The 13147-nt window shown below is 57.1% G+C and carries 12 protein-coding genes and 1 pseudogene; 6 read left to right on the forward strand and 7 right to left on the reverse strand.

All coding sequences use genetic code 11. The annotated features are described in order from the left end of the window. Positions 1-211, reverse strand: a pseudogene (locus tag Z052_RS20965) (IS630 family transposase); the annotation flags it as partial. A gap of 80 nt (positions 212-291) precedes the next feature. On the opposite strand from Z052_RS20965, the gene Z052_RS10345 reads away from it, so the two are divergent. After that, complete coding sequence (locus Z052_RS10345; protein WP_241897921.1) at positions 292-672, forward strand: CPBP family intramembrane glutamic endopeptidase; 381 nt, start codon at positions 292-294, stop codon at positions 670-672. Between the two features lie 74 nt (positions 673-746). Here Z052_RS10345 and Z052_RS10350 read toward each other — a convergent pair whose 3' ends face one another. Next, positions 747-1166, reverse strand: a complete 420-nt coding sequence (locus Z052_RS10350) for a DUF5518 domain-containing protein (protein ID WP_094579924.1) — start codon at positions 1164-1166, stop codon at positions 747-749. Between the two features lie 180 nt (positions 1167-1346). Here Z052_RS10350 and Z052_RS10355 point away from each other — a divergent pair, with 180 nt between their 5' ends. The 4 genes from Z052_RS10355 to Z052_RS10370 all read left to right on the forward strand — a co-directional run bounded on the left by Z052_RS10355 (position 1347) and on the right by Z052_RS10370 (position 6534). Beyond that, positions 1347-2891, forward strand: coding sequence for a bacterio-opsin activator domain-containing protein (locus Z052_RS10355; protein WP_094553418.1), 1545 nt, complete (start codon positions 1347-1349; stop codon positions 2889-2891). Positions 2892-3038: 147 nt separating this feature from the next. Beyond that, entirely contained in the window at positions 3039-3383 is a 345-nt protein-coding gene (locus Z052_RS10360; RefSeq protein WP_049933035.1) for a winged helix-turn-helix domain-containing protein, read from the forward strand. Positions 3384-3411: 28 nt separating this feature from the next. Next, the gene (locus tag Z052_RS10365) at positions 3412-4335 is read left to right on the forward strand and encodes a CPBP family intramembrane glutamic endopeptidase (protein ID WP_094553419.1); all 924 of its coding nucleotides are present in this window, start codon (positions 3412-3414) and stop codon (positions 4333-4335) included. Between the two features lie 519 nt (positions 4336-4854). Continuing rightward, a complete protein-coding gene (locus tag Z052_RS10370; protein WP_158228680.1) occupies positions 4855-6534 on the forward strand; it encodes an ATP-binding protein in 1680 nt (559 codons plus the stop codon). 34 nt (positions 6535-6568) lie between these two features. Here the strand turns inward: Z052_RS10370 and Z052_RS10375 are convergent, their stop codons facing one another. Together Z052_RS10375 and Z052_RS10380 are read right to left on the reverse strand one after the other, a co-directional pair. Continuing rightward, the gene (locus Z052_RS10375) at positions 6569-6841 is read right to left on the reverse strand and encodes a hypothetical protein (protein WP_094579926.1); all 273 of its coding nucleotides are present in this window, start codon (positions 6839-6841) and stop codon (positions 6569-6571) included. A 145-nt stretch (positions 6842-6986) separates the two neighbouring features. Continuing rightward, positions 6987-8333: a hypothetical protein gene (locus tag Z052_RS10380; protein WP_094521365.1), complete on the reverse strand. Its 1347-nt coding sequence runs from the start codon at positions 8331-8333 to the stop codon at positions 6987-6989. 1104 nt (positions 8334-9437) lie between these two features. Between Z052_RS10380 and Z052_RS10390 the strand changes: the two genes are divergently transcribed. Beyond that, a complete protein-coding gene (locus Z052_RS10390; RefSeq protein ID WP_094579927.1) occupies positions 9438-10475 on the forward strand; it encodes a HAMP domain-containing sensor histidine kinase in 1038 nt (345 codons plus the stop codon). Positions 10476-10568: 93 nt separating this feature from the next. On the opposite strand, the gene Z052_RS10395 is transcribed toward Z052_RS10390, so the two are convergent. The 3 genes from Z052_RS10395 to Z052_RS10405 all read right to left on the reverse strand — a co-directional run bounded on the left by Z052_RS10395 (position 10569) and on the right by Z052_RS10405 (position 13028). Next, a complete protein-coding gene (locus Z052_RS10395) occupies positions 10569-11141 on the reverse strand; it encodes a response regulator (RefSeq protein WP_089309274.1) in 573 nt (190 codons plus the stop codon). 202 nt (positions 11142-11343) lie between these two features. Further along, a complete protein-coding gene (locus tag Z052_RS10400; RefSeq protein WP_241897924.1) occupies positions 11344-12132 on the reverse strand; it encodes a DUF4097 family beta strand repeat-containing protein in 789 nt (262 codons plus the stop codon). A 614-nt stretch (positions 12133-12746) separates the two neighbouring features. Beyond that, positions 12747-13028 carry a helix-turn-helix transcriptional regulator gene (locus Z052_RS10405; protein WP_049933141.1) on the reverse strand — a complete coding sequence of 94 codons (282 nt, stop codon included), beginning with the start codon at positions 13026-13028 and terminating at the stop codon, positions 12747-12749. Positions 13029-13147 lie beyond the last annotated feature (119 nt).

Genomic DNA, 13147 nt, shown 5'->3' on the forward strand with positions numbered 1-13147 from the left:
CCGGCTCATCAGCGAGCCGGTCGAGCCGGCCAACCCACCGAGACAACCATGGACCGGTGTATCCGTATCGTTCAGCAACCTCCGCCATCGTTGCATCGTCTTCTTCAAGATAGTTGATCACCGCCATTAGCCGCTGTGTCGGCTTTTTATCTTCGACCTCCGCGAGAGCGTCGCGGAGGTCGTCAAGAGTGGCGGCGTCAAGCGTGGACATACTTGCTAATCACACTCTAACCTAAAGAATATTTAGCTGACAGTATCATACCGATCGGGTACGAGATGGCGGTGCGAGTAGTGACTCCGCTGTTGCCAATACTTGGGCTGAGCCACGGCGCGCATGATGGCACGGCGACGTGGCAGGTACTCTTACAGCACCCCGAGATCATTGTGCCGGGGCTGGTGATCATGTTCGGAGTTATGGCACCTATGGAAGAGATCCTGTACAGGGGGGTCGTCCACGATGCGCTGGAACCGGCGATCGGATCGCCCGGTCGGGTGGTTATCGGCGGCCTCTTGTTTGGTGTGATGCATCTGTTCTTGTCGGGTGGGATTGTGTCAATGTTGCTCACGAGCATTTTTGGTGTCCTTGCGGCCAGTGCCTACGAGCGGAGCAAAAATTTGACTGTGCCAATCATGGCGCACGCGGGTCATTGGCTCGTGTTTACCGCTATTTAGCTGTATTTGAGGGAGAAGTCCCTTTTTACCAACAACGCCAGAAGCAAAGCAGGCGAACAACGCAAATCAGTTGATCACGATGGTTGGTCGACTCCGAAACCACCGACACTGCTTGCTGCCCAGCCACCAATCCGACCGAAAATCAGACCGAACACCGGCGAGAGACACAGAAGCATCACGACGGCGATAAGGAAGAACACTGTCGTGTTGAGTGACCATGCTACGCTCGTGGCTTCTGTAAGCATAAATCCAGATACCGCAACTATACCGCCTAGAAAGCCAGCACGGAGCCCAACAGCGTCCGGTTCTACCGACCGCTTAGCTGCGATCGCGCCAGCGATCATTGGCCCAAGTATTATCGCCCCGCCACCGGCGGTCGCTTCAGAGTTCGGAAGCCAATTTATTACAGCAGTTGCGGGTAGTGAAGCTATGGTTCCGAGAATCACAACGTGCCAGACCTGAGGAATTCGACGGCCCCGGGTGTTCGAGGGCATACGCTGTATTCTACAACTGTACGTATAATCCACTTCGTGAGTTGCTGACTCTGAAACGGCGACAGAACAACACCGATATTAGTGACCGGGATATAAGCTTGTAAACTGCGGTTCAACCGGACGACACGTATATACTGGCTGACGGGAAAACATCGATAGAACGAGGAGGCCCCTACGTGAATGGAGTTGGAACATCGTCTCGCAGAAGCACCGATAGGAGTTATCACCGTCCGAGACGGGATGGTGCGCGCGTGGAATGATCAGGCGGCCGATATCCTCACAACCGACACGCCTGACGGTGAGCCGATTGCTGAGGTGTTTCCCCAGTCGGTCGAAGGGTCGCTCACAAAGGCGTTTGAACGGACATCGGTATCTGATGTAGCATTCGAAGAGTACTATCCAGAAGTCGACCGCTGGCTGTCAGTGTCAGTTGTTCCTGATGACGATGCGGCAACTGTCTACATTACCGACATCACTGAAAAACGCACCAACAAGCAAACGATCGAACGACTTCGTTCGGAGTCTGAGCGGGCCGAGATGGTCGATACTCTGATCGCCGACGTGCTTGAGGGGTTGGTCGGAGCTACGTCTCAAGACGCGATCATGGAGACAATCCGGGACCAACTGGGGACATCGGACCAGTATCGGTTCGTATGGACTGGTGAGTGCGCTGTCGACAGTGACGAGCTGGTCATCACCGGTGTTGGGGGTGAGCAAGGAGAGCTGTTCCCGGCTCTCCGTGAGGCGGTGAAGCAGGGACAGGCTACCCCCGAACGGCGAGCAGTCGAACAACAGCGCCCCGAGTTGGTAGAGTCGTTAAGCGAGAATCCGTCAGTCCCGGACGCGGTTCGTGCCGCTGGGTTCGCGGACGGAGTCCAATCGGTGTTCGCGCTGCCGTTGGTCTACGGCTCCAGCGTGTACGGCGTCGTCGGTGTCTACGCGGGAACCGAAACCGCATTCAGCGATCACGTACAGGCCAGCTTTGAGACGCTCGGCGAACTGGCCGGGTACGCGATCAACGCGACACAGAATCGGAAGCTGTTGTTTTCCGACACCCTCACCGAAGTTACGTTCGGACTCACGGAGAACTCCCCGCTGGTACGTGTGAGCGACACCTGCGACGCGGAACTCGCGCTTGAGGGGACCGTAATGCCGAGTGATACTGGTCTCACGTGTTTCTTATCAGTCACGGGTGCCGATCCGGACACCGTCGTTGAGACCGTCGAAGCGGTTCCGAGTGCTCAGGCCGGTCGTGTGGTCCGTCAGTCGGACACTGAGCGCGGCCGGATTCAGGTGACGCTGGGTGAGGAAGTCCCGCTCGTTGCGGCAATCAACCGTGGTGCGACGATACAGACGGCGGTGTTTAACGGCGATGACAGCCAGCTGATCGTCGAACTGTCTCCCGACGCGAACGTGCGTCGGCTGGCAAACGTGCTCGGTGATGACGGACCGGCACCCGTTCTCGCACGACAGGACAAAACCCGCTCACCGACGACCACGCGAGAATTTCGAAACGAACTCAATGAACGGCTTACTGACCGACAGGCGACCGTCTTGCGAACGGCCTATCTCGCGGACTACTTCACGTCCCCGCGTGGAAGTACGGCCGAGGAGGTTGCGACGTCGCTCGGCATTACCGGATCGACGCTGCTCCACCATCTCCGGGCGAGCCAGCGCAAGCTGTTGGACGCATTCTACAACGAACACGAGGATAGTAGCGGATAGCGGTCGCAATTCGCCGTGTCACGCCCGATCGACATGCGCCCGATTGCTCTCACACGAAGGCGAGTCTGGATAGTTAGATATCCTCGCTGCGGAGACTCTGAATACTGAGCATATTCCACCAAGGGTGTTCCGTTACATCGTCATCACATGGCAGTGCGACACAAGTCGCGCGGCGAGCAGACTGAGGAACCGACCGACGAGCTATCGACGGAAGAGCTACTCAACCTCTTCGGCGACGAATACACCCGGCGAGTGTTCGAGGCGGTTTCCGAACAGCCTCGCGGCGGGCGCGCCGTCGCGCAGGCCGCTGATGTTTCTCGGCCGACGGCTTACCGGCGTCTCAACGAGCTTCAGGACGCCGGATTGGTCACGAGCGAGTGTTACGTCGCATCCGACGGCCATCACCGAGAGCAGTTCAGCGCCTCCGCACAGCACCTCTCCGTGTCGCTCGACGGTGGCGACATCGAGGCGTCGATCAGTCTGAGCTGCTAGGACCGAAGGAAACGCTTGGTCTGCCCAGATGAGTACACGCTTGCGGCCAGTCAGTCGTATCGGGTCTGAGGTCTCGATCAGCGGGGCGGCGGTGCGCGTAGTTGTGACAGCGGTAACGTTCATCGCTACACTTGCTGCTGTGGGGCTGGTACTCGCGCAATTCTCAACGCCGGACGTGTTGACCAACCTCCCAAATCAACTTCCCACGCTCTGTGGGGTAGCAGCGGTGATACTCGTCTTATACTATCTGTTCGGAACCAGTCCCGCCGCGTACGGACTCTCTCTGGGTCGACGGTGGCTCGGTGACTTCGCCGGCGGTGCCGTAATCGGCGTGCTGTTTCAGGCCGTTTCGACGGCCGCGATTCTCGCTACCGGGAGCGGGAGGATCGTTGGTTCGTGGTCAATGGGAGTCTTCAACGACCCCGTTACCGTCGGACTCGCGATCGGAGCGACGGCCGCTGCGTTCGTTATCGTCGGGTTGTGGGAGGACTTTCTCTTCCGAGGCGTACTGATCCGTGAGCTCGTTGTCGGGTTTACGTCTCGCAGGGTCTCAAGGCCGGCTGCCACGGGGAGCGCGGTCGTCGTATCGGCTCTCGTGTTCGGAGCGCTTCACTTGAACGCTGGCGCGGCGGGACTCTCAGCGTCGGTCGCCGTGACACAGGCGGTGGTTGGGGGGCTGTATTTCGGCCTCGCGTACGTCCTCACCGACAGCCTCGCGCTCCCAGTCGGCATCCACTTCTCGACCAATCTCTGGACGACGGTCGTGTTCGGGCAACCGGAAAGCGGATATCCAGCGGCGTTTCGGCTCACCCGACCGTTCGATCTCAGTGCCGACCTCATCGTCGTCTTACTTCTCCCGACGGCCGTACTCGTCGCGGCGGTTGTTTTGTGGGTTCGCGCAACGCGGGGGGAGATTTCAGAAGCGTCACTCCAGAGGGTCGGAGAACAGTGACATCAATTTCGAACAGACGATTTGTATGACGAACGAACAAGCCGCACTTCGGTCATATCTCCGTTCAGTTCGTACAGCACTCCTCGCTGTAGCAACCGCAGTTCTCACGGCGGGACTCGTCATCGCCGGTGAAGACGGATTAGGATTTCCGATGTTTGTTCTCACGCTCTGTATCTGTGCGTATGCTTTTATTTCGCCGCTATTCGACAGACTGTAAGCAGGAAGCGATCTTCAAGCGGCAAACAACAAAGCGTTAGTGCCGATGGACTCGGGCAAATACACCGAAAGTACGAGCCAGATGAATTCACAGAGGATATCAATTGCGGTCGACATTAACTGTCCACCACTTGACGAACGGTTCGCTCCGACAGGGTAATTACATTTAGCGTGTGAACTAATCGTATCATGCTCGCCACTGTCGGGGGTGTGAATGTTACTTTGGGAATACTGCTGCTACTCATCGCAGCTCACACCAGGCGACAGTATTCGGGAGTAGGCACACAGAGTTTTATTGCCTGTATGGTTGGGCTGGGAGTGTGGACAGCCGCTGGCGGCGTCAACGATATTATTAGTGTTTACGAATTGGGAGCGCCCAACGGAGACGGCATGTCGCCGGCGGTGGAGTCAACACCGTCGATCATCGCGTTCGGACTCCAAGGGCCCAGAATCGCAGACTGGGTGCTTCAAACAGTAGTTCCAGTGCTGTATGCTCTGTTTATTCTCGCATATACGACTCGAACGGACCGTCGCGAGCGGCTATTGTTGTTCGTGCTTGTTCCGTTCGGACTCCTGTACACTGGAGGGTCCATGTCCGCTACACTGGTCTCACTGGTACTCGATAACCTCCCGGGTGGGCTCAGCGAGGCACTACTTCCCTTCCTACAGTTCGCTATATCAATCTCCTTTTTTGTAACTGGATCAATCGTGCTGCTCAGCCTTGGACAGTTGTGGCGAACGCTACACCGATATCAGCACGTCTCAACGCGATTGACACTAGGTCTAGCGGTGATTGTGCCGCCAGTATGGTTCGCAGAGAGGTTCTTCATCGCCTTGGCTGAGACTCCGCTAGCGAGAGCAGCCATTCCCGTCCCGTTTGTGATCCTGTCGACGTGTGCAGCGTGGCTGGCAGTCACCCGGTTCGGGCTGTTTGAGGAGATACCAGCGGCCTTGGCCGTCGCTCGACAAGACATCGTCGCCGAAATGCCAGACGCGGCCATCACAGTCACGGATGGACATGCTATCCTTGACTGGAATGCTGCTGCAGCAGATCTGTTTGAGCGGGAGTTTAATACAGTAGTCGGTCAGGACCTTGCCACCATACTGCCGGATACATTCGACATCAAGAGGTTACTCGCGGGGGGACAGACAACGTGTCGGCTGCCAGGCAGCGATCGGGTGCTAGAAGCCTCATCGAGCCGGATTACCGACAGCGACGACCGCACACTTGGGCACACCCTGATCTTCCGCGATATAACAGACAGCCGACAAAATGCACGTCGTGCGGAGGTTCTGAGTCGCGTGCTTCGGCACAACATACGAAACAGGGCTGACGTGGCAACCGCGCACCTTCGACAGTTCACCGACAGTCCCACTCCCGACACGGCGGACAAGATAGCGACGACGGTCGAGGAGGAACTGTCGGCGTTGCGTGATCTTGGACGTACTGCCCGCGAGATAGAGTCAGTGTTACAGGCCGACAAGCGTACGGGTAATCGGTCCGTCGAGGAACTCATCCGTCACGCCATCGAGGAGGTCCAGCACGCAGAGGTCGTCAACGATGGCCACGAGTATGCTGGTGGCGTCTCGTCCGTCCCCGTCGTGATAGACACACCACCGGCAGAGACACGCGCTAACGGGGAGATTCTGATACCAGTCATTCGTGAGCTGGTGTCGAACGCAGTCGAACACGGGGGGTCCGCTCCGGAGCCGCATGTCAGCGTACGGGTGAAGGAGACCAGCGATACCGAGGGAGTAGATCGATGGTGGATCGATGTCGCTGACAGCGGCGCCGGGATCAGCAACCACGAGGTAGAAGTGTTCGAAGACGCTGAAGAACAGCCACTACAGCACGGCAAAGGCCTCGGGCTCTGGCTCGTCTGGTGGGGCGTCGACCGGCTCGGCGGAGAGGTCTCGTTCGATATCGACAGGGGGACGACCGTCACCGTCGAACTGCCGGGATCGCTGCTCAGCTACGAGTAATATTCTCTGACTAGTTGCGGTCAGTACAGGCCACTCAGAAACTGCCCATCGCAGAGAGTATTGTTCCGAGAAAGGACAGACAGGCGGAACCAGCCAACACGAGAAGGACGATAGCAGAGGCAGTGAACTCCTCTGAGTCAGTTCGAAGCAATTCGTAGCCGGCAGTGGCAAGCATTCCAGCTCCACCGATCGCCATGAGCAGTATCGGGATACTACGATCGCCAGCGATGAGCGAACCTACCGCTGGCCCCCCTATTGAAGCTCCAATTACGACGAATGAGCCAGTGTAGATGTACAGATCTTCCATAGGTGGTATAATGACACGTGACTAATTGTAGTTTGGATACGATGTCCGTCTTGTTACCTTTACAGTTCTCATCGACCGGCTGTTTTAGATAAACATCTATCTGAAGAATAGGTCTCAACAAAGCCGGTGAAGCCGTTACGGCTCGTCACGAATGGGAGCTGAGCAGTTCACCGGCACGCTCGGGATCCGGAACGAATGCGATCGATGACCTCGGTTCCTGGGCGGAGTCGCCGTCCTTAGAGTTGTAAGTCCGATCAAAAAACACCGTTCCAGCGTCCAGCCAGAGCGGACTTCCGAACAGCCCACGCTCGACCGAGACATCCCGGACACCGTCGTATGACGCCGACCACTGTGGTCGTCCGAGGTATCGGTCGTACGCCACCACTTTGGACTCGTAAAATTCGTATTCGACGCCACCGAGCGCCAGCAGCAAATGTACCGCGCTTATTGTCGAGAGGCTTCCAACGAGACCGAAGAAAATCGCAGCCAAGCTCGCGGACACGACGATAGCACCGTTCAACAGGGCAAAAACGGCGACAATCATCAACCCCGCTATACCCACCCGTATCGTGAGCTGTCTCCAGTGGCCGAAGCGGTTATCGACGACACCACCAGTCGTCATCGCGTTCACCACTCCTGCGGCGAGGATAGAGGAGCGAACAGGCGCCATCGTTTCGCGTGGTTCTCCATCCGGGATCGACGGCTGAGACGGAGTGGATACGTTCTCTTCCGGTTCGGAGTCTGACCACCCTTGAGATATCGCTTCATCGTTACGCTCGGACGTCGAGTCCGGCTGCCAGCCGTCGGGTCGAGCGCGCGCTGCGTACCAACCGTACGCGAGCCGAGACACGATTAGCACGAACGCGGAAACCATCATTTCAGCTCGTGTGATCTCCAAGCCCTCGCCGGAAAGGGTCGTAAGCGTCCACCGGGAGACAAGCCATAACATTCCACCGTAGACAGCGAATATCAGTACTCGCTTCCGGGGGACGACCGCCGAGGCAGAGGTGATCTCGTGGCCCTCTGAGGCCACATATGCCCGCAGCACCAGCCACGATTTCGTCGCTGCCGCGACGAGACCCCCACCTAATAAGAGCAGTGTAGCCGGCGAGCGCCACAGCTCTCTGGGGATGTCGACGGCGGCGACGTACGCCGTTGTGCTCGCTGAAAAAACAAGTATGAAGACGGCTCCCCAGACCACCGGAATGTTTCGGGGGTAAATTCCCGGGAGGCGATCGGTAACGGTGATGGATCCGCGCTTGTGGGCTAGAAGCCGGAACGGACGTTGAAAAAGAGTCGACTGAAGATCCGTTTTGGGCTGCGAGAGCAGCTGTTGTACCGTTGTCCGGAGGGTCAGAAAGAGAAGATCAATCCAGTACAAAACGGCGACAGCTAGCAGCGAAAGGTGTCCGTACAGTAGGATGAGTACTGCGGCGACAGTCTCGACACAAACTGACCCGAAGAGAATTCTGCGATCCCCGATCAGGCGCATAGATGGCATGACCCGGAACGTTCGAAGTCGTGTACAGAGCCGCGTTGGCGGGTGACGTGTGAGTCGGGCGCAACGCGTGATATCGGTCGAACGAGCAAGTGAGTGGCGGTATCGGTACTCGAATGCCCACCGACAGACGTGTCGTTGGTGGGGGATATCTCTACACCAGCGATAGGGGCACGAAACGGTAGAGCGGTACTGGACAGCAAGCCGAAGGTGAAGGGCGCTACCGGTAACGTAGACGCGTCTCGCACGGACAATCATAACTCGACGATTTAACATAAGTGTGGGGGGCGTGTCTCGTGGCCCGAAACATCGAATTGTCCAACGGGACGACGACCCTGCGAATCTCCCCTACGCGTGAAGTCAACCTCATAGTGGGTGAACCCCACGACTTTAGCCGTGAGAAAAGGTCAGCGTAGCATCCAATCACTTCTCTTTCCGACTGATAAACTGTAGAATAAACACACTAACGACAATCACAACAGCGATAGTTATCCATGCCGGCAAGTCGGTGAGAGTACTTATTGATACAAGAAGAATCACTGTAGCTACCCCAAGCAAAATCATCACCTCACTTTCGTGCGAGATCATGCCAGTTGATTAGCGATTGTCTGGGAAGTGTAATGCTTCTACCGGGTGTGATTCCAATTCAGAAACACGCCAGTATCAATATATAATCGCATACTGATGGTCTGGTATGTCGCAATCAGCGAATGTATTCCGCAGTCCGGTCGCCCGTTGGGGGATGCCCGCTATGACGGCCGCTATTATTGTAGCTATCGCGTTCCTCGTTATTGAAGATCAGACACTTAGATTAGCGATGGTGGGGGTTGCCGTCGCTGACTTCCTTGTCACGCCACAGATACTGAAACGCGCTGCTCAGAGCGCATAGCTGGTTCCAAACAGAAAGATGGTCACTTGGTTATAAGAGTTAACATAAAAAGAGTGTTTCTGGCCTAGAAGCAAGAAATAATGTTAAACAAGTAGCCGGGCCAAAGTGATGATAGGTGTTGTATCGGGTGGTGGTCCAACCAATTACCATGCGTACTCGCACGGAGAAACGGGCGCGGTAACAATGCCAAATAGAGATGTGAGCAACCGATGAGTGATGGTCGTCACACGGCGATTCCGTTACGTGAGTTTCCAGACCCTGCGCTCGCATACACCGTCGACGGTGACGATGCTCGCGTGACCGCCGCGAATGACGCCTTCGAGCGGCAGTTCGAACAGGAGCTGGTGGGCGGACGTGTGTCGACGATATTCGACCGGTTCAACAGCTGCGATACGACCGGTGACCGGGAGCCAGTCTCGCATCTCGTCCGCGGCGATCGGATCGGCATCCGGCTGGACGGATACGGCAGCCGAGGCCCGTTCTTCGCTCGCGTAATCCCGTCGGATGACGACACCGGGTACCTGATGTTTTCAGACCTCCGCGAGTGTCCCGACGAAGGCTATTCACCGGGTGTCGATCAAGTGAGCAGCGTTATCAGCCACGACCTTCGGAACCCGCTCGACGTCGCGAAGGCCCACCTCCGGGCAGCAGAGGAGACCGGCGATCCCGAACACTTCGAGTCGGTCGCAGACGCACACGATCGGATGGAACAGATTATCCGTGATGTCCTAACGCTGACGCGCGACGAGGCTGTCGTTCAACCCACGGAGGAGGTCGCAATCGAGACCGCTGCGAGAGACGCGTGGGAGTCGATCGATACCGAACAGGTCGAACTGACGGTTTCGGAGTCGCTGCCGACGGTTACCGCGGACTCCGATCGGCTCCAACGGTTGTTTGAAAACGTGTTCCGAAATAGCGTTGAACACGGTGTCTCAACCGATGAAACGGGTAGTGAACAAACCACAGAGTCACCAGCAAACAGCCATCCGGGCGCCCGAGGCGAGCAGACAGGCGAGAGCGCGACTGTAGTTGTTCACCCACTGGAAGGGGGGTTTTATGTCGCAGACGACGGCCCGGGAATCCCGCCCGCGAAGCGTGACGTCGTCTTCACTCCCGGATATTCAACGCGGAGTGGTGGGACCGGCCTTGGCCTAGCGATCGTCGACCGAATCGTCGAAGCACACGGCTGGAATCTGACGCTCACAGCAGCGGATGACGGCGGTGCGCGGTTTGAAATTACCTTTTAATTGGCGGGGGAGGCACCAGAGGCCTCCTTGACTGGTGTAGTTGGGAGACGAGTCGGGTCAACGATCAGCCCGGGTCACGGCTCTTGCCGGAGATCAGTACCCTTCGCGCTCAATACCGGTGAACTGATCTAACAACTCGTCTGCGTCGGGAAGTAGCCGACAGATGCGGTCCCGCAAACTGTCGGCCTGCTCGTCAAGCGACGAAAACTGATCGTGGTCCTCGAGACGGTCCTGTGGCAACTCAGCTGCGATAACCGCTCGCTTCGATTCGACTCCGAAGTACTGACCGAGGAGTTCGTATGCGAGGACCTGACACTGCTGGTCGACGGCGGCTCTGATATCTTCACGGTCGACTGGTTTACAGAGGTAGTCGTCGAACGGAAGTTCGAGAAGTTCTAATCCCGGGTCGATGGCGGTCACCATGATAACCCGAGTGTGAATGTCGTGCTCTCGTAGCTCACGGAGGATGTCGTCACCAGATCGATCCGGCATGTGCCGGTCAAGGAGAATTACATCCGGCGGGTCAGACTCGTCGACCGCAGACAACGCCTCGGGACCGCTGTAAGTGACTGTGACATCAGCCACTGCGTCCAGCCGGAGGGCGTACGCGTCGGCGACCTCCTTCTCATCGTCAACGAGCAGCACCCGCGGCCTATCAACATACATGTCGGCCGTCACGTGGTGTTAGTACTCACTACAGCATTTAATAACCCGGCTTCTAAGACAGTTTCTAGTGGGTGTACACGCCGGGCGACGGTCTGCTTGGTTTCTCCCCATCCCGAAGAGATGACCTTCCACTGGCTACGTGTCACCGACCGGGGGGCGGGGCGGAGGCGAGGTGGGATCCCCTCATCGCCCGTGAGAGCACTCAGGCGCGGATTGTGATATCACCGTCGTCCGTTCTCGCGGTCAGTCGGCTGGCACCTCGTTCGACGGTAGCGTGTAGCTGTGTCTCTGTTCGTCGGTGAACGCGGAACTGTGGGGCTTGCTTCGGCACAGAGAACTCACCAGTGCTAGTGTGAGCAGAGAGGGTCGCGCTGAGCTCCTCACTGAGCCGGAGCAACAGATCGCCGGCAGACGACTCAACGAGAGCGTCGTCGGCCACAGCGGGGACATCGGCGGTGATATCTCCGGTCTGTGTCTCCAACGCTGCCACGCACATTGGGTCACGTACCTGAATCGTTCCCTCCAAAGTCGTTGCGGAGAGGCCGCCTTCGGTCCCATCGACAGTGATGTCTCCTTTCGTTGACCGAGCGGCGACCTCACCCCGCGCGCGATTGACGGACACGTCACCCTCGGGAGCCTCCAGTGTCGCCCCGTCGGTGACTCTGACGCTCGTCACGTCCCCATGATTGGTGTGAAGCCGATGAACCGCGACGCTGGGTGGCACTCGGAGCTCTAGGGCGACGCGGCCACCGCCTAGACCGAGTAACTGCGGTTCGTCAGTTGTGATCTCCAACCGATCCTCGACGATCTGTACACTGGTGTCGAGCTCGTTGAGGGAGACGCCGCCGGTGGCGTGTTTCTGCGAAACGATTTTGATATCGTCACGAGGCTCACCGATGAAGGCGATATCGCCCGTAGCCTCAGTCACGCTGAGGGCCGCGACTCTGGACGGATCGACCGTCCGAGTATCACGGGTCTGTTCTCGTTCCATTTGGCGGACGGATCCGCACCCGGGAAGAACGCTGCCCACACCGACACCAACCGCACCCAGCAGTCCTCGGCGTGTCGAAACGATGTCCGCGAGTCTACGTTCGGTCATGGTGGTAACCGATCGGAGCAGGGAGGGGATCACGGCGCAGGGGAGCGGTTGCCGATCCAACGCACAGCGGGTTCTCTTCGGCACGGGAACGCGGGGACCAGTCGGAAGGCCACATACAACAGCTGACATTCATCACTACAATCAAATATAGAATCGTATGCGTTTCTGGGCCTGAAACGGTCCCGAAATGTTATGCAAGATCTGTCGGTTTAAGATGGCTTTCCGAGCATCTACGGCCATCATGCGAAATATCAACGTCGCCAAGCGTTGGCGCTGGCGACTCGTTTTGTGCGGTAGCAGGTTGAACAAACGGAACAAAGGCACTTGTCGTAATCACCACCGCTAAGAACACGGCACTAGTCGCTTGCTGTTAGGGGTCTATTTTGAGAATACCTAATTACTATACAAACCAACATTTTTCTTCTTAAACGACACTCATAACGAGTATGACAGGAACCACCGGTTGTGATCTGCGACTAAGAGAAGTGAGTCTAGTGTAGCAGGTTTCAGCTGTCGTGAGTGATGTACTCAGCCTCCCAGTCGGCTCTCGCCTGGATTTCTCTTTCGCCGCGGCGGGTGAGTGAATACTCATTGGTGCGCTTGTCCCGCTGGCTTTTCTCAACAAGCCCTTTCTCAACAAGGGTGTCAAGATTGGGGTAGAGCCGGCCGTGGTGGATCTCTTCTTCGTAGTAGTCCCCGAGCTCATCTTGAATTGCCAGCCCATGTGGGTCATCAAGCCCGGCGGTTATGTACAACAAGTCACGCTGAAAGCCCGTAAGATCATACATACCTTGATATCTGTGTTCTACATTTAAAAAATTATTATTCCATATAAATCTATCAGTCAAACTATAGCTGCTGGGCCGTTTCCTTGCCGATTGACTTCCTCCCACGGCTTCAGCCCTGT

Source organism: Halorubrum sp. C191, assembly GCF_002727095.1.
In the GTDB taxonomy this organism is placed as follows: Archaea; Halobacteriota; Halobacteria; order Halobacteriales; family Haloferacaceae; genus Halorubrum; species Halorubrum ezzemoulense.